The 24,393-nt window shown below is 37.1% G+C and carries 24 protein-coding genes and 1 pseudogene; 13 read left to right on the top strand and 12 right to left on the bottom strand.

The window, feature by feature from the left end; translation table 11 throughout:
* Positions 1–104: 104 nt before the first annotated feature.
* Complete coding sequence (locus AsFPU1_RS04605) at positions 105–371, top strand: hypothetical protein (RefSeq protein WP_124972258.1); 267 nt, start codon at positions 105–107, stop codon at positions 369–371.
* Positions 372–403: 32 nt separating this feature from the next.
* Complete coding sequence (locus tag AsFPU1_RS04600; RefSeq protein WP_124972260.1) at positions 404–709, top strand: type II toxin-antitoxin system HicB family antitoxin; 306 nt, start codon at positions 404–406, stop codon at positions 707–709.
* A 119-nt stretch (positions 710–828) separates the two neighbouring features.
* Here the strand turns inward: AsFPU1_RS04600 and psbM are convergent, their stop codons facing one another.
* Both psbM and AsFPU1_RS04590 read right to left on the bottom strand, forming a co-directional pair.
* Entirely contained in the window at positions 829–936 is a 108-nt protein-coding gene (gene psbM, locus AsFPU1_RS04595) for a photosystem II reaction center protein PsbM (RefSeq protein ID WP_124972262.1), read from the bottom strand.
* A gap of 91 nt (positions 937–1,027) precedes the next feature.
* A complete protein-coding gene (locus AsFPU1_RS04590; RefSeq protein ID WP_124972264.1) occupies positions 1,028–1,321 on the bottom strand; it encodes a 2Fe-2S iron-sulfur cluster-binding protein in 294 nt (97 codons plus the stop codon).
* 294 nt (positions 1,322–1,615) lie between these two features.
* Here AsFPU1_RS04590 and AsFPU1_RS23505 point away from each other — a divergent pair, with 294 nt between their 5' ends.
* Together AsFPU1_RS23505 and AsFPU1_RS04580 are read left to right on the top strand one after the other, a co-directional pair.
* Entirely contained in the window at positions 1,616–1,831 is a 216-nt protein-coding gene (locus tag AsFPU1_RS23505) for a DUF6888 family protein (protein ID WP_124972266.1), read from the top strand.
* Positions 1,828–2,040 carry a DUF6887 family protein gene (locus AsFPU1_RS04580; protein WP_124972268.1) on the top strand — a complete coding sequence of 71 codons (213 nt, stop codon included), beginning with the start codon at positions 1,828–1,830 and terminating at the stop codon, positions 2,038–2,040. Before AsFPU1_RS23505 ends, AsFPU1_RS04580 begins: the two co-directional genes overlap by 4 nt.
* Before the next feature lie 130 nt (positions 2,041–2,170).
* Here the strand turns inward: AsFPU1_RS04580 and AsFPU1_RS04575 are convergent, their stop codons facing one another.
* On the bottom strand, positions 2,171–3,814 hold the full coding sequence (locus AsFPU1_RS04575; RefSeq protein ID WP_124972270.1) for a TolC family protein: 1,644 nt from the start codon (positions 3,812–3,814) through the stop codon (positions 2,171–2,173).
* A gap of 392 nt (positions 3,815–4,206) precedes the next feature.
* The gene (locus AsFPU1_RS04570) at positions 4,207–6,492 is read right to left on the bottom strand and encodes a putative PEP-binding protein (protein ID WP_124972272.1); all 2,286 of its coding nucleotides are present in this window, start codon (positions 6,490–6,492) and stop codon (positions 4,207–4,209) included.
* Positions 6,493–6,805: 313 nt separating this feature from the next.
* Between AsFPU1_RS04570 and AsFPU1_RS04565 the strand changes: the two genes are divergently transcribed.
* Entirely contained in the window at positions 6,806–7,168 is a 363-nt protein-coding gene (locus tag AsFPU1_RS04565) for a DUF952 domain-containing protein (protein WP_124972274.1), read from the top strand.
* A 239-nt stretch (positions 7,169–7,407) separates the two neighbouring features.
* Here AsFPU1_RS04565 and typA read toward each other — a convergent pair whose 3' ends face one another.
* A complete protein-coding gene (gene typA, locus AsFPU1_RS04560) occupies positions 7,408–9,201 on the bottom strand; it encodes a translational GTPase TypA (protein WP_124972276.1) in 1,794 nt (597 codons plus the stop codon).
* Between the two features lie 158 nt (positions 9,202–9,359).
* On the opposite strand from typA, the gene AsFPU1_RS04555 reads away from it, so the two are divergent.
* A complete protein-coding gene (locus tag AsFPU1_RS04555; protein WP_124972278.1) occupies positions 9,360–9,650 on the top strand; it encodes a HigA family addiction module antitoxin in 291 nt (96 codons plus the stop codon).
* A gap of 25 nt (positions 9,651–9,675) precedes the next feature.
* A complete protein-coding gene (locus tag AsFPU1_RS04550; RefSeq protein ID WP_227873389.1) occupies positions 9,676–10,158 on the top strand; it encodes a hypothetical protein in 483 nt (160 codons plus the stop codon).
* A 269-nt stretch (positions 10,159–10,427) separates the two neighbouring features.
* Here the strand turns inward: AsFPU1_RS04550 and AsFPU1_RS04545 are convergent, their stop codons facing one another.
* The 3 genes from AsFPU1_RS04545 to aroB all read right to left on the bottom strand — a co-directional run bounded on the left by AsFPU1_RS04545 (position 10,428) and on the right by aroB (position 12,513).
* Positions 10,428–10,604, bottom strand: coding sequence for an element excision factor XisH family protein (locus AsFPU1_RS04545; protein ID WP_124972280.1), 177 nt, complete (start codon positions 10,602–10,604; stop codon positions 10,428–10,430).
* Between the two features lie 26 nt (positions 10,605–10,630).
* The gene (locus tag AsFPU1_RS04540) at positions 10,631–11,209 is read right to left on the bottom strand and encodes a M23 family metallopeptidase (RefSeq protein ID WP_227873390.1); all 579 of its coding nucleotides are present in this window, start codon (positions 11,207–11,209) and stop codon (positions 10,631–10,633) included.
* 209 nt (positions 11,210–11,418) lie between these two features.
* Complete coding sequence (gene aroB / locus AsFPU1_RS04535) at positions 11,419–12,513, bottom strand: 3-dehydroquinate synthase (RefSeq protein WP_124972284.1); 1,095 nt, start codon at positions 12,511–12,513, stop codon at positions 11,419–11,421.
* A gap of 100 nt (positions 12,514–12,613) precedes the next feature.
* Between aroB and petL the strand changes: the two genes are divergently transcribed.
* Complete coding sequence (gene petL, locus AsFPU1_RS04530; RefSeq protein WP_124972286.1) at positions 12,614–12,715, top strand: cytochrome b6-f complex subunit PetL; 102 nt, start codon at positions 12,614–12,616, stop codon at positions 12,713–12,715.
* 314 nt (positions 12,716–13,029) lie between these two features.
* Here the strand turns inward: petL and AsFPU1_RS04525 are convergent, their stop codons facing one another.
* The 3 genes from AsFPU1_RS04525 to AsFPU1_RS04515 all read right to left on the bottom strand — a co-directional run bounded on the left by AsFPU1_RS04525 (position 13,030) and on the right by AsFPU1_RS04515 (position 19,069).
* Entirely contained in the window at positions 13,030–15,324 is a 2,295-nt protein-coding gene (locus tag AsFPU1_RS04525) for a hypothetical protein (RefSeq protein WP_124972288.1), read from the bottom strand.
* Positions 15,325–15,326: 2 nt separating this feature from the next.
* Entirely contained in the window at positions 15,327–16,550 is a 1,224-nt protein-coding gene (locus AsFPU1_RS04520; RefSeq protein ID WP_124972290.1) for a BaiN/RdsA family NAD(P)/FAD-dependent oxidoreductase, read from the bottom strand.
* A 944-nt stretch (positions 16,551–17,494) separates the two neighbouring features.
* Complete coding sequence (locus tag AsFPU1_RS04515) at positions 17,495–19,069, bottom strand: glycosyltransferase family 39 protein (RefSeq protein WP_124972292.1); 1,575 nt, start codon at positions 19,067–19,069, stop codon at positions 17,495–17,497.
* Between the two features lie 136 nt (positions 19,070–19,205).
* On the opposite strand from AsFPU1_RS04515, the gene gloA2 reads away from it, so the two are divergent.
* From gloA2 to rplI, 5 genes and pseudogenes are all read left to right on the top strand, one after another.
* Entirely contained in the window at positions 19,206–19,598 is a 393-nt protein-coding gene (gene gloA2 / locus AsFPU1_RS04510; protein WP_124972294.1) for an SMU1112c/YaeR family gloxylase I-like metalloprotein, read from the top strand.
* 26 nt (positions 19,599–19,624) lie between these two features.
* The gene (locus AsFPU1_RS04505) at positions 19,625–20,443 is read left to right on the top strand and encodes a tetratricopeptide repeat protein (RefSeq protein WP_124972296.1); all 819 of its coding nucleotides are present in this window, start codon (positions 19,625–19,627) and stop codon (positions 20,441–20,443) included.
* A gap of 188 nt (positions 20,444–20,631) precedes the next feature.
* Positions 20,632–21,927: an adenylosuccinate lyase gene (purB, locus tag AsFPU1_RS04500; protein WP_124972298.1), complete on the top strand. Its 1,296-nt coding sequence runs from the start codon at positions 20,632–20,634 to the stop codon at positions 21,925–21,927.
* A 35-nt stretch (positions 21,928–21,962) separates the two neighbouring features.
* A pseudogene (locus AsFPU1_RS23385) lies at positions 21,963–22,085 on the top strand (Uma2 family endonuclease); the annotation flags it as partial.
* 67 nt (positions 22,086–22,152) lie between these two features.
* Positions 22,153–22,611, top strand: coding sequence for a 50S ribosomal protein L9 (gene rplI, locus AsFPU1_RS04490; RefSeq protein ID WP_124972300.1), 459 nt, complete (start codon positions 22,153–22,155; stop codon positions 22,609–22,611).
* 403 nt (positions 22,612–23,014) lie between these two features.
* Here rplI and AsFPU1_RS04485 read toward each other — a convergent pair.
* Positions 23,015–24,393, bottom strand: a 1,379-nt coding sequence (locus AsFPU1_RS04485; protein ID WP_174715372.1) for a transglycosylase domain-containing protein, incomplete at its 5' end; no start/stop codon positions are given.

The following is a 24,393-nucleotide window of genomic DNA, read 5'->3' as shown; positions in this document are numbered from 1 at the left end:
TTTGATTGGTTTATGTGTATTGAGTGATCTTCGATTTTTTGACCTTTTGTCATTTAGCGATCGCTATTAAATCCAAACTTTTCCATCTACTGAGATTATCTATCATGAGTAAAACAATTGTTATTCGGCTTATTAGTGTATTAGTTGTAGCATTTAGCTTACTATTTTTTTGCTATGGTACTATGGAATTAGCCCTCGCAGAAAATCCAGAAAAAGTTGCAATTAATGTTCCTGGTGTTGTAGTAGAACAAGACTCCATGTTTGTAAGCTCAGAAAATGCTAAAAAAATTATTGGTTTTTCTGCTCTAGCTTTTATATTAGGAGGCATTACTCTCTCGCTAACTTTTGCTTTTAAAGAAAATCCTGAATAATAAAATTTTGGTAGACTAGGGAAGTCATAGCCATGAAAAAAGTAATTCAACGTATTGGCATATTATTGACATCATTCTGTCTAATATTTTTCCTGTTTAGAAAAAGCGCAAACTATTGGGTTTCATTATGTCTCGAAAATGGATTAGTAGGACAAGGACAAACCCCAGAACAAGCTATTGATAAACTTAAAAAAGCCATTGAATCTTTCTTAGAGGCCTATCAAAATGAAGATAATATTTATGACAGTCCCATTCGTATTGATGAACTTCATGAATTCTTAACGATTGAAGACACTGAGTCTTCTCAAACTTACGAACTTAGAAAAGTTTATGCCTAAAAATATTCCTTCTCTCAAACCCAAGATATTAATTAAAAGATAACTGATAACTGATAACTGTTAACTGTTAAAAAGCCCCACCTGTACCATGAGGTTAGGTGGGGTCATTAGCCAACGGCTTAAGATTCAGTTCCTTTACGGGTTTGAATGAATAAAATCAACAGAAACACAGTAGGAACTAGCACAAATAGAATAGTAGCGATAAAGCCAAGATCGTTAACTTGCATGGACTCCCTGCCTCTCTCTCATCAAATGAAAACTAACATTATTAGGATATCATTACATTGGCCGATGGCAGCAATTAACGGAACATACTCATTAGGGTTTAGTTTTGACCTTCACCGGCCCATTGACCAGGGTTTGACAGGCCAAACGGTAACTATCAGGCTTTTTCTTGAGGACACGCTGCTCAAAATCCGTACGGGGAGATAAATTTTCCATCCCTTCTACAATTTCTACAAGACAAGTGGCACATTGTCCATTACCCCCACAATTGGTCAGTTTGCCTTTAAGGGTGTAGATGTCTATTTTATTCTCTAGGGCTTTTTGTCTAAGGTTCGCCCCTTGCGCCACTACAGCTTCTTTATTTTCTTTAACAAAATTAATGGTCATCTGCCCTCCTTGTGCTTTCTTAACATTTTGTCATAATTTTAAGAAATTATATTAACTTTTGTTAAGGAGTGGGGAACTGGCTATTGATAGATGTTGAATTGGGTAGGAGTTACGCACTTAGAACCGTACGTTAAGGATTTTGCGTCATTGTGAGGGGTAGTAAAGCAATCTCAAACCCTGATTATGACCTTACAGTGCGTAACTCCTATTGGGATGGGTTGGGAACCCATCCTACGGGAGCTTAATTTTTGTATGGCATAGTATCAGTGAACATTGCCAATCTAAACCTCTGACTTGTATTATATTATCTGTGTCACAATTGAGGCAGTAATCATTAACCCAAGCAACGAACAAGCTCAAGCCTGTCTGCAAGTCTGCCAGTGGTTGTCTAACTGCTATAAAGATATCCACCTATTCCGTTTTGATACCGTGACAGGAGATGTTTATATTCTTGCAGGCGATGAATTAGAAATTCTTGTTCCTTCTGATGGACTCTGGTATTTCCTATGAAACCAAATTTTGAAGAAATGACTAACGCTCAATTGAGAACTTATGCTCTCGAACATCGTGCAGAAGAGGATCTTGAAGCTTTACGTCTGTTGTTTAGTCGTCTCAAATCAGACTCACAAGCTATCAAATTTGATTTGCCTAAAACACAAGAAGAAGAACAAGAACAATTTGAATTATTTAAACGATTAGTCGAGAAGAAAAAAACTTAACGGCTCTCCCGTATCTAAGGATTTCATCTAAAGGCTTAACTTTCAATATCTTTGAGTGTAGTCATCACAATATCTTGTAAACCGTAATTTTGAGTAGGGTGGGCAATGCCCACCTACAGGATAAAACTTCTTAAGGCTTTTGAAACAAGCGGCCATCGGGTAGATTACTAACCGCCCGTTGTAAGGAATTAAGGGATTGATTATAACCAATAATAGCCTGTAAAAAACGACCCCGCGCATCAGTAAGATCCCTTTGGGCATTAATAACATCGGTTTGGGTTCCTACCCCTGCCTGAAACCGCAGTCGCGCAAGTCTGAGAGCTTCTTCAAACCGTTCTACGTTCTTACGGGTACTAGCAATATTTTCTTTATTCGCAATGAGGTTATTATAAGCTTCTTCCACCTGAAAGCGAATTTCGTTACGCTGGTTAGCAAAGCGGACATTAGCTTGATCCTGACGACGTTCAGCCCGTCTAGCACCTTCAAAGGCTCTACCCCCATCAAATAACCGCCACCGCACACGGGTTTCAAACGTCCAGTCAGTTAAGACAGGCACTGCATCATCAAAGTTCTCTCGCGCGAAATAGAAAGCAGTAAAATCTACTTGGGGTCGAATCTGTGCTAGGGCAATTTCTCGATCTTGTTCGGCGATCTCTCCTTGTATTAGTTCTTGTTCTAGTTCAGCCCGATTTTTATAAGCCCGCACAATGGTTTGATCTAGGGTCAATTTCCAAGTTCCTGATTCTGCAATTTCATCGGCTGCCGTCAACTCCACGTGTTGTCCAACGCTGAGGGTTTCGGCTAACCGTCGTCTAGATGTCCGTTGAGCAGCGATCGCTCTAGTTAAACCTTCATTGGCCGTGGCTAAATCTCCTTCTGCTCGTAAAACATCAAACCTTGTCCCTAACCCTGCTTGTTCTAATAATTGAGCATCTCGTAAACTTTGAGTGGTATCTTCCACTGCTGCTTGGGCGATCGCTACTTGAGCATCGTCATTTTGTAAACGGTAATAATTATCTGTTGCTTCAAAACGAATTCGTTCAGTTGATATCTCGACTCCTAAGTCTTGGCGGCGCACTTCCCTTTCAGCACGGGCAATTCTAGCGGCCCTTTCACCCCCACTGTAAATAGTATAAGTTAGACTTGCCCTGCTTTGGACATTGGTAAAGGTTTCTGCTGTAGTGGTCTCAGGTAAGAGAGTTCCTAACACATCAGTCCCACCCCCGAACACCCGATCATTTCTAATACGGTCTAAACTAGCTTCTATATCAAGACTAGGGAAAAGATCTGCTCTAGCAACCCCTAATTCTGCTTTTAATTCTTCTAAAAGCAGTCGTGCCTCTTGTAATTCCTTATTATTTTGTAATGCTAAACTAATGGCTTGTTCTAGGGTTATTGGTTGACGCACCTTTGGTTTAACTTCATCCGGTTTGGTGGGAAATAGTAAGGGGTTCCCACTAGGGTTGAGATTATTCGGGGGTAATTTTTCTAAGGTTGTTTCACTTGATAATCCCTGATCTCCTACATTAACTGAGTTAGGAGAAGATGGCTCAAGAACTTGGTTTTGGGAGGTAACATTGGGTTCTGTCTTAACTCCTGTCACAGATGGCTCATTTTCTAAGCTTAATAGGGAAGCCCCTGAACTCGGCTGAGGTTCTTCCGTCGTTTGAGTTGCTTCAGGGTTAGACACCGTTTGGGCGGTTATTGATACCCCATTAGCTAACACAATTAATATACCAACACTCACACTCACACAATAACGTAAAGCAAACATAGGATTTAATCAGGGATTCGAGTTGGACACATAAAAATCATGTTTGTGAGAAGCCACTTAATGAGTCATGATATCTTTTCAACATACTCTTTGGAAAGTTTAACAAACAATGCCCACCCCTGACCGTCGAGAATCACCTATTCCTTCCATTATTCCATCTGGGGTAGCTCTAACCCCATTAACTCCCCCAAAAAACATATTTTTCTCTTGCCACAAAACTGAAATTGTAAATTATAAATTATAAATTGTAAATTATAAAGCCTTTCTTATGCCTGTTGCCTAACCTTACCGTTAACTTTAATTTTGTGTGACTACTTCTAAATTATAATTCATAATTCATAATTCATAATTCATAATTCATAATTCATAATTCATAATTCATAATTCATAATTCATCTCATTAATTCTAATAATAACCGTTGTTCAGCACGAGCGATCGCTTGATAAGTTCTTTCTACTGCGTCAGCTTCCACAGAAATAGTTGTAATTCCTGAACGCACTAATTCTTGAATAATTTCAGGATATTGAACCATGATTTGACCACAAATAGCACTAGGAATTTCTAATTGTTTAGCCTGTTGAATTAAAAATTTTAATCCATTTAATAAAGCCAGAGGACAGGATTTTGAACTATCACTTAAACGAGGATTATCTCGATTAATTCCTAATAGTAACGGAGCTAAATCATTAGTGCCGATCGCAATTCCTTGAACCCCCGCTTCAACATATTGAGAAAGTTCAAACATAATAGAAGGAACCTCTGCCATAATCCACAATTCAAAGAAATCTGAGGCAAACAATTGAGATTTTTCGACTAAATTACGACAAAAGCGAAATTCTTCAACAGAACGCACAAAAGGCAAAATTAAATTAAGATTATGGTAGCCTTCTCGTTGCACTTGGGCTAAAGCTTGTAATTCTTGCTCAAAACGAGTTGAATCTAAGCAATAACCCGCCGTTCCCCGATAATCCACCTCAAAATTAGAGTTAAATGAATCCGAGAATTTTTCATCAAAAGAACGATAAAATACAGGACGAGGAGCAAAACTGACCGCAAATTCCCGAATACCTCCTGCTAGTTGTTTAATCACCTCACAAGGAGCGGTTTGCTCGAACCATTGTTCTAAACAATAAGGGTAACACAGGTCTAAAAACAACAATTCTGAGCGGAGTAAACCCACCCCATCCAAGGGTAACTCCATCATTAAATCTAAAGAACTTAATTGACTGGCATTGACCATCAATTTTGTGCCAATGGGATAATTAAATCGAGGTGATGTTTTAGGTTGAGCTAAATTTTTATTAACTTTCACTTCTTTTTGAGGGAACAAAGAACGATAAATTTCTCCTGTTTCCCCATCTAAAACTACTGATTCTCCCGTTTTTAGGATTTGAGTTGCTCCTGATACCCCAACCACCACAGGAACCCCTAATTCCCTAGCTAAAATGGCTGCATGACTCGTCATTCCTCCTCTTTCGGTAATAATTCCCCCAGCTTGTTTAATCAAAGATAGCTCAGAAGGATAAATCTGTTGAGTAACTATAATATGACCTGTCAGTCGAGAGGGTTCAAGAGGAGTATCTGGAGTGATCACCTGAGTTAACCCTTGAATACGACCGGGTGCGGCCCCTAAACCTGTCAGTAACACTTGTTCCTTGATCGGTGATGGAGCAACTTTAGCAGGAGAAGGATTAGATAATGAGGATGAAAGCATTAATTGATTAATCACCAAAGTGGGAAGATTAGGAGGAGTAGTTGATTCTAATAACATCCACTCTAAGGAACCCCAAGAAAACGGTTCATCACTTAGATCGGTGATCAGTTGAAACAGTTGACACAGATAAGACTCATCTAGAGAATATTGTTCGGCGTTGCTCGTACTTAGTATATAGGCTTCTAAACAAGTTTGAGAGATTTCTGGGGAGTCTGGGGGAGATTTTAAACGATAAGCGCGGTTTTTATTCCCTAGTTGTTTTTGGCTGATATTTCCAGTAAACAGGTCTAGTTTAAACATATCGGGTAAGACTTCCCCTTGTAATAAACTATGGCCTAAACCCCAAGTGGACTGTATTTCCCAACTATCAGTCTGAAGGGTGACGATACCTGATGCGATCGCATTATTTAAGGGTTGGACTAAAATACCTAAGTTTAATTCCTTAATTTGTTTGCCCAATCGTTGCCAGTAAAATAGACTCTTAGCACTCAACATCTGGGCCCAAGCCTGTTTTAAGGCCAATTCTAGGGCTTGGGGATGGTTCCAACACACTTGGGAGGGGGCTAACCCTGATAATTCCTGTCTGATGGGCCAAGGTGCGGCAATAGAACTCCGTATAATTAAAGCAGGGGCGTTGATCTGGCTAATGGCTTGAGTTAAGGTTTCTTGCCAAGTGGGGGGTAAAGATTTGTTAAGAATGGCTTGACGACTTTGTTGGGCTACCAGTTGTAAGGCACGGGGATTATCTACATCCAAATGAAGGGAAGATGTGGGAAAATCCGCTAATAATGAGGTAGAATCGTCCAAACTTTCCAGGAATTCTCTAAAGATTTGCCCACTAATGACAAACCCAGGCAAAACCGGATAGCCTAGCTTTTTGAGTTGGCTAAGCATCCACACTTTTTCACCCACCCAAGGGCGATCACTTGATTCAATCTGAGGAAGCCAAGAAAGGTTAATCACTGACGTAAAAAGGACTGAATCACTAACATTTGGGGCAAAGAATATACTGTCTTTATCCCTAATTCATTTCTAACGTTCGGCGGAATACTTTTGATAAAATTGTCAATAGCTTGTTGCAATAATTTACAAGTTACTCAATTTTCTCTAAACTACTAACAGCCTTAGATAATCGACTGATTTTATTCTAGATTGTTTCTATCATAACCCAATGATTCCCTTTTCAATAACCTTTATTGCTGGAATTTTCTCATCTACCCCATCTACTACTACTTTGTCTACCTATCAAATCCCTGATCAACCTCAAGAATAATTTATGTTAATTTTTCATATTACTACTTCTGAATCTTGGAAAATAGCCCAAAATATGAGCGAATATAAGACTGAATCTCTTGACATCGAAGGGTTTATTCATGCTTCTACTATTACTCAAGTTATTAAGGTGGCGAATGCTTTTTATCACTCTTATAATTCGTTAATTGTCTTGAGTATTAATCCTGATAAACTATTAACTGATGTTAGATGGGAATCTCCAATTCATCGTGATACACAAGGCTCTTTAATTGTCAATAGTGAAGAAACATTTCCTCATATTTATGGAGTCATTAATCTAGATGCAGTTGTTGAGATATTACCTTTAATTAAAAATAATCAAGGTGTATGGGAATATGAATCATGAACTACCTTTTTTCAACTATAGCAATAATTTATGAGTTGTAAGAAAAATAGGTTCTACAGGACAACTTATGCTAAACTATAAGTTATTAGACGAGCTTAATCAAGCCCGTGATATCTTTAAACAGTTACAGGGAGATATCAGTTAATCTCAACGCCAAATTACATTTACAAACCATAGATTTTTCTAGATACTATTCCTAAATAATTAATAAGGTGGGCAATGCCCACCCTACTGTATTTTTAACGTTTTGCTAATTTTTTCGCTGGCATTTTCCGAAGACGAATCGATACTGGAGTCACTTCTACTAACTCATCAGAACCAATATATTCTAAAGCCCGTTCTAAACTCATATCTTCGGGGGCTTGTAGTTGAACTAACTCCTCCCCACCCGAAGCACGATGGTTTGTTAACTGCTTAGTCTTGCACACATTTAATTCTATATCCTGAGCGCGGTTATGTTCACCAATAATCATGCCGCGATACACTTTTGTCCCCGGAATAATAAAGAAAACTCCCCGATCTTCTGCGTTTTTCATCGCATAAAAGGTAGAGGTTCCTTCCTCAAAAGAAATCATCACCCCATTAAAACGGGTTGCCATCTCACCCGAAATAGGACGATATTCTAAGAAACTATGGTTCATAATACCTTCGCCCCGTGACAGACGAATAAACTCCCCACGAAACCCTAATAAACCCCTTGCAGGAACCACAAACTCTAACTGGGTACGTCCATTAACCCCTGTTTGCATATCCTTCATTTCCCCTTTCCGTTGTCCTAAACGTTCGATAGAAGAACCGACTGCTTCTTCGGGGACATCTAAGACTAAATATTCAAAGGGTTCATAAGGTTGTCCGTTGACTTCGCGATAAATAACCTGGGGTTGGGCCACTTGGAACTCATACCCTTCTCGACGCATGGTTTCAATTAAAATTCCTAAATGGAGTTCACCCCGTCCTGAGACTAAAAATTTATCGGGGGAGTCGGTTTCTTCCACCCGTAATGCGACGTTAGTTTCTAACTCTCGCATCAAGCGATCGCGTATTTGTCGGGAAGTGACTAATTTTCCTTCTTGACCCGCAAAAGGAGAGTCATTAACAGAAAATGTCATCTGTAGGGTTGGTTCGTCTACCTTGATTAAAGGTAAAGCTTGGGGTTCATCGGGACAAGTTATAGTTTCCCCAATATTGGCATCAGCAAACCCGGCCACGGCTACAATATAACCTGCACTTGCTTCGGCCATTTCTACCCGTTGCAGTCCTTCAAACCCTAATAATTTACTAATCTTTCCTCTGACCATGCTGCCATCTTCTTTCATTAAAGCAGCTTGTTGTCCAGATTTGATGACTCCATTGTGGATACGACCGATAATAATACGTCCTAAATATTCAGAATAGTCTAGGGTAGTTACTTGCAGTTGTAGGGGTTTGGTGGGGTCGCCTGCCGGGGGTGGAACATGGTGTAAAACCGCTTCAAATAAAGGCTTCATGTCTTCGGGTTCATCTTCTAGGTTATCTTTGGCATAACCTGAGATACCGGAAGCAAATAAAGTAGTAAAATCACATTGATCATCATCGGCCCCTAATTCGACGAATAGATCAAAAACTTTATCAACGGCAATATGGGGGTCTACATTGGGACGGTCGATTTTATTAACAACTACAATAGGACGTAAACCTTTTTCTAAAGCTTTTTTGAGAACAAAACGGGTTTGAGGCATGGGGCCTTCATTGGCATCTACAATTAAGAGACAGCCATCAACCATTCCTAATACTCGTTCTACTTCTCCCCCAAAGTCTGCGTGTCCGGGGGTGTCTACAATGTTAATTAGAGTTTCTTTGTAGTGAACGGCGGTATTTTTGGAGAGGATGGTAATACCCCGTTCTCGTTCGAGGGCATTGGAGTCCATCACGCAATCGGGAACTTCTTCTCCTTCGCGGAAGATACCAGACTGTTTGAGGAGGGCATCAACCAGGGTCGTTTTACCGTGATCGACGTGGGCGATAATGGCGACGTTGCGAATGGGGAGAGACATAGGATGTGATATGTAAGAAGCGATAGTTACATTACTATAGATTTCTTCATAATTCTAGCTTACATTAGGGAATATCTGATAAAAAATTTATAAAATCCATATTTTAAGCATTATCTTTAATAATGTAGAAATTGTTGATTATCATTAAAGTATAAATTATGACTAATTTTAATGCCCCAATTCATCCTGGTGAAATTTTGGCTGATGAACTTAAAGAAATTGGTATAGAATCTGATCAATTGGCTTTAAAAATTGGGATCTCAGAAGATTACATAAATCTAATTATTCGGAGGGAAGGTAATATGACTGCTGAAGTTGCGTTAAGGTTAGGAAAGTTTTTTAATACGGGGCCTAATCTTTGGATGAATTTACAAAAGGCTTATGATTTAGAAATTGCTAGAAGTAAGCTAGGGGATAGTCTTGAAATGATTACTCCTTTGGATACATAAAGAAGCTTACTTTTTAGAACCGGATTTGCAAGAATATTTACAAAAAGAATTATCATTAACTAAAATTACTTATCAAAATAAACCTTTAGCTTTAGAAGAAGTTTATCAGGATATGATCGAAGAAATTATTCATGATAAAGACATAAATAATAACAAAAATAATGTTCTAAAACGGATAGAAAAATTTTTATCTGTTCCTATTCCTGATATAAATAGTCTTTTAAATGAATGCCAAAAATTAAATAATAATTCAGATATAAACCCTCAGCAAAAACGTCAACTGATAGAAGTTATTCTAAAAATAGTTAAAGCTAAAGATTATTGGAAGAAAAAAATAACTGTTGAAGATGATTATCTTCCCCAAGACAAAGCAAAAGATAATGTTATGAGAACTATAGCTAATTTTTATGCTAATTCTTGTGATTTATCAGATAAAATCAACTCAACTATCTATCATATTCCTCAATGGGTGAATTTTCTTTATTCAATACACTCGAATACTTTTTAGATAGTTTCAAATCAATAGTAGTTTTAGCAGGTTCAAAACAGAGAAACGTTTTATAAATATCTTGAGGAACCGCTAAATAAAGAATTCTGTCTGGTTCTTCAGAAAATTCGGTTCTACCGGACAAATTATGCTAAATTACTACCAATAAGAGACCTTAACTCGTTCATAGTTAAGCTATATAAACAAAGGTTGCCTACGCAACCTATAATGAGCGTCCACGAAGGTGGACTTCGTTTTTATAGGCTAAGGCTTTAGCCTTTTATTAATTGTTAGTTTAGCATAGTAAGTCCGCTAGAACCTTTTTCAGCAGCGATCGCTTCTTCAGCAGCAAGATCAATATAAATATCAGCAATACCATAACGCAAACGATAGGGATCATGGGTGATCTTCCAACCGTCTTTTATCAACGCATTTTTAACAGCATTGTGAAAAATATCTTTAGCCATTAGTCAGTCATTGTTTTTCTGATTATTTATTCTTCACCATCGCCGTCGCTTTCTAGAATTTTACTATCAGGAGCAACCCGTTTCATGCCATTTGCTTCTAAATATCCAGGTAAAAAACCCATAGGATTAACCGCTACTGTTCCTTGGGGAGAAACTTCAAAATGTAAATGAGGGCCGGTACTGTATCCGGTACTACCCATGAGAGCAATTTGTTCACCCTGTTCTACAGTTTGTCCGCGACGTACTAGAACTTGACTATTATGTCCATAACGGGTGACACTGCCGTCTGGATGTCGCAAAACGACTAAATTACCCAAACCTTCGGGACTCCATCCTACAAATGCGACTACCCCCGAAGCAGCAGCGACAATAGGAGTTCCCATAGGGCCAGCAATATCAATTCCTGTGTGCATATTATTACCCCAGCGTACCCCAAAACCAGAAGTAATGACTCCCGTAGTCGGCCAGATATAACCCGCTAATTTTTTAGGGGTTTCCCGTCCATAACTTTTCAGGTTAACTGAATTAGATATACCTGATTCTGAGATTAGGTCATTAGAACTAACTGGTAAATTGCTTGAAAGTACCCACAGAAGGCAACCCATAGTCGTTAAACCTAAGCTCAATTTTACAAGTTTCATAGTATGAAAGAATTATTAAAGTTGGTAAGAGTGAAACCTTTTATTAAGATTTATGAAAGGTTCCTACTACCTTACCCTATTGACGCGAATTTGGAAAATAATTTCCTAACACACCTGAGTTCGGTGTTAGGAGTAAAGAAATGGTTAATTCTAATTTAGTTATCATTTCCATATCAAATTAATTCTTGCATTACCCCTTCAATAAGTTCAGCAGAAACGCGATCGCTAATAATAACTTTTCCGATTTCTGTAGGAAGAATAAACCGAACTTTACCCGCTTTAACTTTCTTATCCATTTGTAAACTCTCTAGGACATCAGCTATATTTAAACTACTGGAAATTGTAATAGGTAGACCTATTTTTTCAATTAATTTATCTTGTCGTTGTGACTCTTTTTCTGTCCACATTCCTAATTTAAAGGCAATTTTTCCTGCTGCTATCATACCCATTCCGACAGCTTCCCCATGATTAATAGTATTATATCCAGTTAAACTTTCGATAGCATGACCGAGAGTATGACCATAATTCAAAATTGCCCTTAAACCAGATTCTTTTTCATCTTGACTAACTACATCTACCTTAGCTTGACAAGAACGAGTAATAATTGTTTGTAGGAATTCTTTCTCTAAATTTTCTAAGGTATCTAGTTCTTTTTGGGTTTCTAATTGATTAAATAAATCCTGATCCCAAATTACCCCATATTTAATTACTTCTGCCATTCCTGCCCGAAATTCTCGCACTGGTAAGGTTTTTAATACCAGAGGATCAATAAATACTAACCGAGGTTGATAAAATGCCCCAATTAAATTTTTTCCTTGAGGATGGTTAACCCCGGTTTTTCCCCCAATAGAAGCATCTACCATCGCCAATAAAGAGGTAGGAACCTGAATAAAATTGATTCCTCTTAGCCATGTAGCCGCCGCAAACCCTGTCATATCCCCAATTACTCCTCCCCCTAAAGCCAACATAGTTGAAGCCCGTTCTAGGCGATTTTTGAAAGCAATATCATAAATTTGGGCAATAGAGTCTAAGGTTTTGTAGGGTTCTCCTGGAGGAATTAAATGAGTATAGACTTCAAATCCTGATTTAATCAGAGAATTAACGACTATATCCCCGTAATAATCGTAAATTTCGGGGTTGGAGATAACGAGAATTTTTTGGCCTAATTTTAGGTGGTTGAGATATTCCCCCAACTGAGGAAGACATCCCGACGTGATAACAATTTCGTAAGCGGTATGGGGTAAAGTAACAGGAATAACTGAAGACATAGAAGTTCAATAATGGATAATTTTCAATTGCTCGGTAAAAATAGGGTCAATTGGGAAGTACAATAACAAAGATAATCTGATCAGGAGTTATTTAATAATTATGTCTACTTTTGCTTTTGCTGCTTTTGCGGGTTACATGATCGTGTTTACAGGGGTGACGTTAGCATTGTATTTTGGTCTACGTTCAGCCAAAATTATTTAATTTTATTGTAGATACCCCTAAATCCCCCTTCTTAAGGGGGACTTTGTTCTATTTTTAGGGAGAACTTCCGGTTCTACTGGGTAAGTTATGCTAAATTATCACAAATAAGAGATAGGGGTCAACGGCCGTTGACCCCTACAATACAAAAAAAGGTTGCCTACGCAATCTAGAATTTAGTCCGCGCTCGTCGGACTTCATTTTTATAAGATCAGGCAATAGGGGCGTTATTAACTATTAGTTTAGCATAATTTGTCCTGTAGAACCACCTAATTTGGTATAATTTTATTCTCAAGCCCTTAGTACAAATTTTTGTATTAAAATTCAAATAAAAATATTCTATTTTGACTAAAATAAATTTGTTGATTACCTATTTTAATTTCAGAGTTTAAACCTGTTCCTATCACTTTAATCTCAGGGTATGATCCCTTTTGAACTGTCATAATAATAAAAAATTCATTACCTCCTCTAGCTAATATTTTACTTCCTTTATTTGTTTTTTCAACACTGATTTTAACTTGAGAAGGAGCGACAAAAGTTCCTTTCATTGTCGCCCCATTATTAGCTTTAATTATAAAACTTTTACCCTCAATAGTTACATTTCCTTCCGTGTGCATCACCCAAACTTTTTCTTTAAATTCCTCAGCTTCAACTGAACCCATAAATTTATCTACTACAACAAATAAACCAGGAACCCCAGATGCACCACTATAGTCAACAGCAAAAGAGCGTAACCCCTGAATTCCAAGAGGAGGATTACTTTCTTTATTAACAATAGCATCAGTCGTTAAACTAACAATTCCTGAACCATTAGGACGAGAGGCAAAAAAACTAAGATTTGATACTTTCCAAGGCCGACTTTTTGGTATTACTACCACATTTTCCTCATCCCATTTGGCTTCAGATTCCCCTGAATTAGCCCAATGTCCTCCTAAACCCCAAATACGAAAACTTCCCACGTCAGGAAATGACCAAGTACCTCCAATAACTTGTTTTTTTAAGTAAATATTAGCGACAAAGTCATCTTTATCTTGCCATTCATTACGAAAATTATAAAAGCCTTTTTGCTCATCTACTAATATTTTATTAAAAGTTTTAACTGGATTTTGTGTGACAATTGTGTTATTATATTTACTGAATATAAAAGGAGCTTGTTCAGGACTATTAATGCCAAAAGTTCGATTACCTTTACTGCCCAAATAGCGATTAAATAGCTCCATAATTCCAGGCAAAAATTCATCAGAAACGGTAGGGATTCCTAAAGAAAAAAGAGAACTTCCTCCATAATAACGGTGTCGTCCATAAGTTGCTACCTTTAATTCTCCATTATCTTCAATCATTCGCATTACATAATGAGGTAAAATCCATTGAGCAGGAGAACCTGTAACTAAATCTTGACCCATCACATTACGATAAGCTTGTAAAAAGGGAAACATGGACAAAACAAATGGTTCTGTGGTGTAATGATCTCCTTCTATTCCGAAACCGCGATCGCCAATAGCACTACTTAAATAACGTTTAATATGACGTTCAGATAGTTTAATATATCCCTTAATTTTTTGACGTTTAGTGATAGGTTCATCGAGAATAGCTAAAGCACCTAAACCTGCTGCCCCTCGCGCCCTAGCATTCCAATTACTTGCGGGTTGACTATTCCAACCATTGCGCGGTGAGTCCCCTTTAATTAACCTACTGGTTTGTCCTTCTAACCATTTAGTAACTTGGGTGATTTGTGGTTGATTCCACATAGGATAACATAGATCATAAGCTAAGGCAACACCGGCCACAATTGGGGACTGTTCTAATATACGACGGCCAGGATTTTTCAGAGAAGTTTCTGTTAGTTTCCAGCCTGTTTCTGCTGCTTTTTGATCGTCGTTAATAAGAGCTAAAAAACAATTTCCTACCGCGTGATATCCTCCATTGGGTACATATCCGTCATAATAAATTGGTTGTTTAAGAGTCTTTTGAAGTTGAGCTAAAATAGCTTTTCCAGTAGCAGTTTTAGCGGTTTCTTTTAATTTAGGTAATTCATCTTTGCGAAAAATAAGACGGGGATGTTCTAAAGGGGTAATAGGACGATGATTACTGATAGGAATAGGCCAATGAGGGCTCATATTTCCGGTGACAGCACCTTGTAAAAAACGTTGATTAAATGTTCCTTGATAACTGCCTAAAATTTTGCCTTTTTGAGGAACTAATTCAATCTCATAAATAGCTTCTTGACTATCATTTTGCCAAGGATTAAATTGAATTTGCATTTTGATTTTTAACCGCCAAGCATCGAGAGATTGATTAAATTTGAACGGTAAATTAATAATAGGTGGAGGTTCTAAATTGTTAGTTTCGAGGGTTCCTTGGTTATCAACATCTTGGTTAAATTTAGGCGCGTAACCCCATACTTCGGGTTGACAATTACCGCGATCACAGACTAAATCTAGGGTAATATCTTGATAGACTGGCTTTTCTTCCCACAGTTTCCAAATTCCATGTTTAAGGGTTAATTGAATATTACCCGATAATTGATTTAAGTCGATGTTTTTATCAATAGGAGCATTTGCTCCTTTGACAAAGAAAATTAAGGGAAAGATTAGCCAATAATGCCATTTCATTGTTAATTATTTCCGATTGCTTTACCTGCTATCCATCCAGTTGTCCAAGCACTTTGAAAGTTAAATCCTCCGGTTACACCATCAATATCTAAGATTTCTCCTGCGAAGTATAAATGAGGACAGATTTGACTTTCCATTGTTTTAAAATCAATTTCTTTTAATTTAATACCTCCACAAGTAATAAATTCTTCTTTAAATACTCCTTTACCTTCTATTTTATAACAACTTTGAGTTAATTCAGTCACTAATTTAGTTAAGTTTTTTTGCGAAATCTCTGACCATTTCTTCTGTGGATCAATTTCTGAGATATCTAGAAATCTTTGCCAAAGTCTTTTAGATACACTAACAGGAGAAAAACTAGATATATTTTTACGCAAATGTTCTTCTTTAATTTTTAATAAATCTTGTTTAATTTCTTCTACATTTTTAGGATAAAGCCAATTCACTAATAAAGACATTTGATAATTATTTTCTTGTAATATTTTCGCTCCAAATGCAGATAATTTGAGGATAGCGGGGCCACTTAACCCCCAATGAGTAATTAAGACGGGACCAATTTGTTCTAAAGGTTTTTTACTTGTATTTAATAAGCCTACCATCCCATTGTCAACACTAATTCCTGCTAATCCTTGAAGACGTTTATCTTTAATATTAAAGGTAAATAAAGAAGGAATAAGCGGTTCAATAGTATGACCTAAAAATTTAGCCCAACGATAGCCTAAAGGATTACTACCTGTAGCAATTAAAACGCGATTGCCTTTAATTATTTCACCACTTTTCAACTCTATTTCAAAATAATTATCAATGTTTTTAACTGCTGTAACAACTGCTTGAGTTCGTAATTTAACCCCTGCTTTAGTAGCTGCATTTAGTAAACAATTAACAATAGTTTCTGAGTTATCAGTTATAGGAAACATTCGACCATCAGCTTCAGTTTTTAACTTAACACCTTGAGACTCAAACCAAGCAATAGTATCTTGAGGTTGAAAGCGAGTAAATGCACCTCTTAAAGCTTTACTTCCTCTGGGATAATAATTAATTAATTGAGCGGGATCAAAACAGTGATGAGTGACATTACAACGGCCTCCTCCAGAGATACGAACTTTGCTTAAAGGTTGACGACCTGCCTCTAATAAAATAACCTGTGTATTAGGGTAGGTATTAGCACAAGTAATTGCTCCAAAAAAACCCGCCGCACCCCCACCAATGACGATAATTGTTAACATTTTATTTGTTTTATAATAACTAAGGTAAACCTTAAATTTTTATATTGTAATGAATCACTATATTGAGGGGGATACCTTATCAAATGCTTATTGGAAAAGTGTCGCTTGGATAGGACAATGAATCTTTATCAGAGAACCGTTAACCCGTCCTTTTACCCCTAAAAAACCCTAAATCAGATTAATTAGGAGGGTTCAAGAATTGATAAGCTTTTGTGGCGTTGTTCGATAGTAATGGGGGCGGAGAGACTTGAACTCTCACGACTTTTAAGGTCAACGGATTTTCATTCTCTTGCAGCTTTCGCTACTGCTTGATCTCAGCTTTGAGAATTGGACTCTCTCTTTACCCTCAGCATTATCTGTTAGGGTAGCTCCCGTCGAGTCTCTGCACCTTCGAAAACCTTTCGATTTCAGCTTGGCTCAGGATTGCCTTATCTATATGTTAGACTTAGGTTTCCCTGAATTTGAGAGCTTACACTTGCCAGATTACTCCAACAAGGCTCAATTCATTTAAGTCCGCAGCGTCTACCATTCCGCCACGCCCCCGTAATGTGCGCTACATTAATCTAAACTTAGCTTAATTAACCCACGATTAATAATCATAACACACAAATCACCAAAGGTAAAATAAATTTGGATTTATCCTCATATTTTTTTTTGAGAGCCGCTAAAATTGGGGTGAGACTTAGCTAAACTAATGGTAAGAACCAGATCATCAAAGGAATGACCAAAAAGTAATACACAACATATTACATGAATAACACATAAAGCGATCACGCCTAGTAAGTAACTAAATACCAGTGAAGGAGAGACGGGGAACAATAAGAATCTAAACCAGAAGTAGACTGCCGCTCCGTTGCAGTTGGTTTTCTATTAGCTTTCGGAACCGGAATAATTAAGATGCTATTTTCAAACTTCCTCAACTTACCTCATTAAATAAGTGTATTCTATTCCTCAGCTAATTCTCGACTTTTTACTTTCCATAACCAGAGATAAAGATCACTAAATACCTGCTTAATCTTAACATTTTGGGTGTTCACTAATCTTGCTTTTAAGTCATCAGAAGGATTCAATAAAAATATATCACTAAAACCCCTTGGTATAGTATATTCTTTTTCTTCTGGTAATACCTGAATCTTTACTTCTGGTTTAAGAAGATAACTCAAAGCAAAAATATTACCAGGATTATAACCCGTATTATTGCTAATTAAAAGAGGAGAGGAAGATTGATTAATAATCCGAGCAACTTCAGGGAGATTGTAGCTAATTACTTGAAACCAAACTACTTTTGCTTGAGCATTCATTACACAAGAGACAATACTAATAGACATCAATATACCTGCTAAAATAGTCCAGATTTTATTAGTTAATTCATTAGAAAAAATTGGCAATATGACTTTCGTTGCAACTAGATAGCTAACAGCTAAAATATAACCAAGAAAAGCAGCAATCAAATATCGTGCTGATAGAGAACGAATTCCTCCTATAATTAAATCTGGTAAAAGCAATAAGGAAATAGGAATAATGATCATACTGAGAATAAAATATTTAATACGAGGTGCAGTATCATAACAAACCCAGTAAACAGAATAACTCACTAAAACTAAACTAATCAAACTGATTATATAAGTTAAAGTATGTTCTAATGGTAATCCGAAATCAAAAAATACTCTACTTATATTTAAACTCAAGTTTTTTAACAATTCTAAATTGGAAATTTTAATAGTACTAATCCAAGACATGGAATTATTAAAAGCTTGATAGTTGACAATAAAAACAATGAACCAGGGTAAAAAAGCAATGAGATTAATAATGGACGCGAGGCAATAGAAAATGACTACTTTGGTCAATCTAAATCTTTCCAGTAAAATTATATAAATACTCTGTGCTAACATAACTGAAACTGTAAAAAGAGATGTATAGAAACTCAAAATCATTAAAATAATATAGATTCCCCAAGCGTAATTTTTATTTCTACTAGAACAATTTAAGTCATGTTCTAAGCGAATGGCTCTTAATAATGACCCGTTTGCTAGTATAATAATGGCAGTCCATAAGATAAAATCACGAGATTCCTGAGCATAGAGAATGAAAAAAGGAGAAATTGCCATAATAGCCAGAGAAGTCACAGCTATTAAAGAAGAATTAAATAGTTCCCAAGACAACCAATAAAGTGCAGGAAAAATGAGCAAGCTAGAGACAACCGATAAACTTCTAATTACAGTGATCGAATCTCCCAAAAATTGCACCCAAAATCTAAGAATTATATGATATAAAGGAGTATAGTCAGGCTCTTGTACGGCTAAGGTATAGAGAAGATCCCCTAAAGTTCTCTGAGGGTTAAACTGTAAATATTTTTCCACATCTTTAACCCCAATAATCTGTCCATTAAAAAGCGATGTTATCCAGTCTTGTCTGGTATAACCAGCCATATATAATTTCGTATAGACTTCATCATGCCAAAAAATCTTTTGCTCTATATTGACAACCCTAAAAAAAATTCCTAAAGCTAAAATAATCATGAAAAGAATTAGCGCAAGATACTGTAGATTGTTATATTTTTTCAAGCGAGTAAACAACAACTTAACCTCCGGGAATTATATAACTTAGTAAGTTCTATCTTAAATTCTAGTTTATAATTTATAATTTATTAAAAATATGCAAACTCAAGGATTTCATCACGTAGCTATTATTTGTTCTAATTATGAAAAGTCAAAAAAGTTTTATACCGAAATTTTAGGCTTTTCCGTCATACAAGAAACCCTGAGAAAAGAAAGAGATTCTTATAAACTTGATCTGCAAGTCGGAAACCACGATAGAATAGAATTGTTCTCCTTTCCTAACCCTCCCGCTAGAATAGGTTATCCACAAACAGAAGCTTGTGGATTAAGACATTTAGCTTTAGCAGTTGACAATTTAGAGCAAACTGTTAATGAATTAGAAAGCAAAGGAGTCCCCGTTGAACCCATTCGACTTGATGAATTAACAGGTAAACAATTTACCTTTTTTAAAGATCCTGATGGTTTACCCATTGAACTTTACGAATCTTAATTATCTAAACACAAGGAGAGAAAATTATGGGATATGTGGTTGACGTTGATGAGAATAATTTTGAAGTAGCAGTTATTAATAATTGTCAAGACAAGCTCGTTTTAATTGACTTTTATGCTACTTGGTGCGGTCCTTGTAAATTGCTCAGTCCTCTGCTAGAAAATTTACTCAAAGAATATGATTTTATCGTCGCTAAAATTGATATTGATCGTCACCCAGAATTAGCTAAACAATTTGCTGTAGAAGGGGTTCCCGATGTGAGAATTGCCTATCAAGGAAAGATATCCCCAGGATTTGTCGGGATGTTACCCGAAGCGGATATACGAGCTTTATTAGAACAGTATAATTTACAATCTGACTTAATATTAAAATTAAAAGAAGTCCATCAAGCAATTGAGGCTAAAAATGCCACTAAAGTTAAACAATTATTTGATGAATTATTTGTTAAATATCCTGATAACCCTCAATTGATTTTTGAAGTATCTACCTTTCTTCTGCGTCTTAATCGTTTAGATGAAGCAGAAAAAATGCTCAAAACTATCAGTTCAGAACATACAGAGTATTATACTAAAGCTCAATTAATGCAAAATTTAATTTACTTTAAGAAAATAATCGCAAATCCTGGAGAAACAGACTTAGACAAATTATTCTTTAAAGCAGCAGAATTAACCCTCAAAGAAGATTATGAAGAAGCTTTGAAAATCTTTTTACAAATTGTCGAAGAAAATCGTAAATATCGGGAAGATGGAGCCAAAAAAGCGATGCTTTCTATTTTTAGTTTGTTAGGTAAAAATAACCCTTTAACTCAGCAATATCAGAAAGAGTTAATGATAGTTTTGTATTAAAATTGGGACATCAAAATGGGTTTAACTCTCCCGCAAAGACACAAAGAGATCTTAACTAGGATCAATATGGTAATGCTTTTTGTCCATTATTCATAACATTATGTTTTGTAACAGAGTATCTGGCCCATTCATCTTTTTCGACAGATATTATAGTATGATTGAAAGGTTGTATTCGGTGACACACAGCCGTGATTGAGCGTTATACTCTGCCCGAAATGGGCCAACTCTGGACAGATACCTACAAACTCCAAACCTGGTTACAAGTTGAAATTGCGGTGTGTGAAGCACAAGCTTCTTTAGGATACATTCCCAAGGAAGCTGTTGAAGAAATTAAGGCTAAAGCAAATTTTGACCCCCAACGGGTGTTAGAAATTGAAGCAGAAGTACGTCACGATGTGATCGCTTTTCTGACTAATGTTAACGAATATGTGGGAGATGCAGGGCGATACATCCATTTAGGGTTAACCAGTTCCGATGTTTTGGATACTGCCTTAGCTTTGCAAATGGTGGCTAGTTTAAACCTGATTTTAGAACGGTTAGAAGACCTGATACAAGCCTTACGTTATCAAGCGCAACAACATCGTAACACGGTCATGGTCGGGCGATCGCATGGTATTCACGCTGAACCTATTACGTTTGGGTTTAAATTAGCTGGATGGTTAGCTGAAGTGTTACGCAACCGTGAGAGATTAGTAACATTACGTCAGTCTATTTCTGTGGGGAAAATATCGGGGGCCGTGGGAACTTATGCTAATGTTGACCCCAGAGTAGAAACCTTATCTTGTCAATATTTGGGACTTGAACCTGATACCGCATCCACTCAGGTTATTTCTCGCGATCGCCATGCAGAATTTGTGCAACAATTAGCTTTATTAGCGGCATCTTTGGAACGGTTTGCTGTAGAAATTCGTAATTTGCAAAGGACTGATGTTTTAGAGGTAGAAGAATACTTTTCTAAGGGACAAAAAGGATCTTCTGCTATGCCTCATAAACGTAACCCGATACGTTCTGAACGGTTAACTGGGATGGCTCGTATTATTAGAAGTTATACGGTTGCTGCTTTGGAAAACGTCGCTTTATGGCATGAAAGAGACATTTCTCATAGTTCTGTCGAACGAGTAATGTTACCAGATACTTGTATTTTGACCCATTTTATGTTAAAAGAAACCACCGATTTAATTAAAAATTTATTGGTGTATCCTGATAACATGAAACGGAATATGAATGTTTATGGTGGGGTCATTTTTAGTCAACGAGTTTTATTATCTTTAGTCGAAAAAGGGATGAGTCGAGAAGAAGCTTATCAAGTTGTGCAAAAATGCGCTCATGAAGCTTGGAATAAAGAGGATGGTAATTTTCATGATTTAATTACAAAAGACCCTCAAGTGACTCAATATTTGTCATCTGAAGATCTTGAAAAATGTTTTGATCCTCAACATCATTTACAAAATTTGGATACTATTTATCAAAGATTAGGGATATAATATATTATTATGTCTCTACGAAATAATACATCGCCATATTTCCTCAATTTAATCTAGTTGAAAAAATTCCAGAAACCTTACAATCTGCCCAAAAAATAGGAAGTGCCAAAGCATTAAAACAGTTTAGGATCTGGGTTAAACAAATAATTAATCACTAAATTGATAATTTATTGTAGAATTAAAGATCGTGGTCAAAACTATAATTAAGACTAAGGAGTAAGAACAATGGCAAAACGAGTTCAGCTTGTATTAAACGAATCTGTCAATAAATTAGGTAAAACTGGCGATCTCGTGGAAGTAGCTCCAGGATATGCTAGAAATTACCTGATTCCTCAAAAATTAGGCGTAATCGCGACTGCAGGAATTCTCAGACAAGTAGAACAACGCAAGGAGAAAGAAAGACAACGCTTATTAGCTGAAAAACAGGAAGCTCAATCTCGTAAGATTGCCCTAGAAACTATCGGACGTTATATTATTCGTAAACAGGTTGGGGAAGGAGAATCTATCTTTGGAACCGTTACTACTCAAGAGGTAGCGGATCTCATTAAGGAAGCTACTAACCAAGAGATTGATCGTCGCGGTATTACTATCCCAGAAATTAGTCAAACTGGGTTCTACAAAGCAACTGTTAAACTTCATCCTGAAGTCACTGCTGAAGTTGAAATTCAAGTTGCACCTCTTTAAAACATTGTTTATCGTAGGGGTTTAACACTGTTAAACCCTCACACGGTTAAACTGAAAAACTATTAAATTTAAACATAATTAACCCCTAATAGGCAATCAAAAATAACGGGCATAATGGTATTATGCCCCTACAATGAATTTAAACAATAATTATAATTAATAACCCTGTAACATATTTGTATCTTTAATATTTTCTTTTACTTCAAAAAGTGTAACATTGAATACAAAATATCAGCAAAAATGTTCAAAATGAACAAAAAAGAGTGAGAAAGATTCTTAATAAGGAACGAGAGAATGGGGTTGACAGAAGCATACTACTTATTGTATATTTTTTCGTAATAGTAAAGGTATGATGGGTAAACTGTGTCCGCTATATTGCTTGCAATTAGTTGGGGTAGTTCACCTATTTTTTAAACTGATAACCTTCCCTCATATAATTACCCCATAAAGCAGCCGCTTGACCACTACTTCCCCTAGTAGGAGAATTATTATCATTGCCTAACCAAATACCTGTAGCCAGTTGATAATTAGGAATATATCCCACAAACCATAAATCAACTGCTTTATTAGTGGTTCCGGTTTTTCCTGCTTCTGCGAGTCCAATACTTGCACCTCTCCCTGTTCCCCCTGAAACCACACCCCTTAACATAGAAGTCATGGTTTGGGCAACTTGGGGAGACATAGACCGTTGTTTTGCGCTATTATCCCCCTCAAAGGTATAAATTTCTCGACAAGACTGCCACTTATTTCTATCCGTGCAGTCTCCTCCATCCAAAATACGACGAATGGCATGGGGACGGTTCCAAATGCCATCATTAGCAAAGGCTGCATAAGCTCCCGTCATTTCTAAGACTGTGACCTCACTTTGCCCCAAAACGACCCCAGGAACCTCCTCTAATTCTGATTTTACCCCCAATCGTCGGGCCATGTCTAATACTCGGTTTAAGCCTACATCTCGCGCTACTTGCAAGGCGATGGTATTTTCTGATTGGGCTATTCCTCCATACATATCTACTGACCCCCCACTCCGTTCACAGGGTTTAAAATCTTGGCCACGCCAACTAATACCCCCACAGGAATAATATTTTCCTGCAGGTATTCCCTGTTCTAAAGCTGCTGAATAAGCAAACACTTTAAATGTGGAACCGGGTTGACGTTTCGCTTGTGTGACACGGTTAAATTGACTTTGCTTGTAGTCTGCACCTCCAACCAGGGCTAAAATTTCCCCTGTACGGCTATCTAATGTGACCATGGCCCCTTGAGAAAAGCCATAACTGGGCCCTTGAGTTTTAACCGTGTCCCGTAACTTTTTTTCGGCTAAAGCCTGTAATTTGACGTTTAAGCCCGTCTCTACGATAAAATTACCTTCTTTGGCTACCTCATCCCCTAATAAGTCTCGTAACTCCTCAAAGACATAACCATAAAAATAGGGGGCCATGCTATTAGCTAGGGCTTTTCTGGCTTTAGGACTAATATTAATCCGCGATCGCCGGGCCCTAGCCCCATCTTCGGCGGAAATCATACCTAATGCAACCATGCGACTAATTACCCGATTTCGCAATTGCACTGAGGTATCATAATCTTGGACAGGATTATACAAATTAGGGGCCGGTAACATGGCGACTAAAGTGGCGGCCTCGGAGATACTTAAAGCTTTGGCTGATTTCTCAAAATAAAATTGGGCCGCATCTTCAAACCCATAACTACCGACTCCTAAATAGACCCGATTAAGATAGGTAGTTAATATTTCATCTTTGCTATAAACGGCTTCTAATTTCAAGG

It is taken from the genome of Aphanothece sacrum FPU1 (genome assembly GCF_003864295.1).
Taxonomy (GTDB): Bacteria; Cyanobacteriota; Cyanobacteriia; order Cyanobacteriales; family Microcystaceae; genus Aphanothece_B; species Aphanothece_B sacrum.
This window is presented reverse-complemented; position numbering and strand designations above follow the sequence as displayed.

What these genes read in the sequence shown, in the direction of transcription:
- AsFPU1_RS04605 (WP_124972258.1), top strand. Translation starts at nt 105, where the DNA reads ATGAGTAAAACAATTGTTATTCGGCTTATTAGTGTATTAGTTGTAGCA.
- AsFPU1_RS04600 (WP_124972260.1), top strand. Translation starts at nt 404, where the DNA reads ATGAAAAAAGTAATTCAACGTATTGGCATATTATTGACATCATTCTGT.
- psbM (WP_124972262.1), bottom strand. Translation starts at nt 936, where the DNA reads ATGCAAGTTAACGATCTTGGCTTTATCGCTACTATTCTATTTGTGCTA.
- AsFPU1_RS04590 (WP_124972264.1), bottom strand. Translation starts at nt 1,321, where the DNA reads ATGACCATTAATTTTGTTAAAGAAAATAAAGAAGCTGTAGTGGCGCAA.
- AsFPU1_RS04580 (WP_124972268.1), top strand. Translation starts at nt 1,828, where the DNA reads ATGAAACCAAATTTTGAAGAAATGACTAACGCTCAATTGAGAACTTAT.
- AsFPU1_RS04575 (WP_124972270.1), bottom strand. Translation starts at nt 3,814, where the DNA reads ATGTTTGCTTTACGTTATTGTGTGAGTGTGAGTGTTGGTATATTAATT.
- AsFPU1_RS04565 (WP_124972274.1), top strand. Translation starts at nt 6,806, where the DNA reads ATGTTAATTTTTCATATTACTACTTCTGAATCTTGGAAAATAGCCCAA.
- typA (WP_124972276.1), bottom strand. Translation starts at nt 9,201, where the DNA reads ATGTCTCTCCCCATTCGCAACGTCGCCATTATCGCCCACGTCGATCAC.
- AsFPU1_RS04555 (WP_124972278.1), top strand. Translation starts at nt 9,360, where the DNA reads ATGACTAATTTTAATGCCCCAATTCATCCTGGTGAAATTTTGGCTGAT.
- AsFPU1_RS04545 (WP_124972280.1), bottom strand. Translation starts at nt 10,604, where the DNA reads ATGGCTAAAGATATTTTTCACAATGCTGTTAAAAATGCGTTGATAAAA.
- AsFPU1_RS04540 (WP_227873390.1), bottom strand. Translation starts at nt 11,209, where the DNA reads ATGGGTTGCCTTCTGTGGGTACTTTCAAGCAATTTACCAGTTAGTTCT.
- aroB (WP_124972284.1), bottom strand. Translation starts at nt 12,513, where the DNA reads ATGTCTTCAGTTATTCCTGTTACTTTACCCCATACCGCTTACGAAATT.
- petL (WP_124972286.1), top strand. Translation starts at nt 12,614, where the DNA reads ATGTCTACTTTTGCTTTTGCTGCTTTTGCGGGTTACATGATCGTGTTT.
- AsFPU1_RS04525 (WP_124972288.1), bottom strand. Translation starts at nt 15,324, where the DNA reads ATGAAATGGCATTATTGGCTAATCTTTCCCTTAATTTTCTTTGTCAAA.
- AsFPU1_RS04520 (WP_124972290.1), bottom strand. Translation starts at nt 16,550, where the DNA reads ATGTTAACAATTATCGTCATTGGTGGGGGTGCGGCGGGTTTTTTTGGA.
- AsFPU1_RS04515 (WP_124972292.1), bottom strand. Translation starts at nt 19,069, where the DNA reads ATGATTATTTTAGCTTTAGGAATTTTTTTTAGGGTTGTCAATATAGAG.
- gloA2 (WP_124972294.1), top strand. Translation starts at nt 19,206, where the DNA reads ATGCAAACTCAAGGATTTCATCACGTAGCTATTATTTGTTCTAATTAT.
- AsFPU1_RS04505 (WP_124972296.1), top strand. Translation starts at nt 19,625, where the DNA reads ATGGGATATGTGGTTGACGTTGATGAGAATAATTTTGAAGTAGCAGTT.
- rplI (WP_124972300.1), top strand. Translation starts at nt 22,153, where the DNA reads ATGGCAAAACGAGTTCAGCTTGTATTAAACGAATCTGTCAATAAATTA.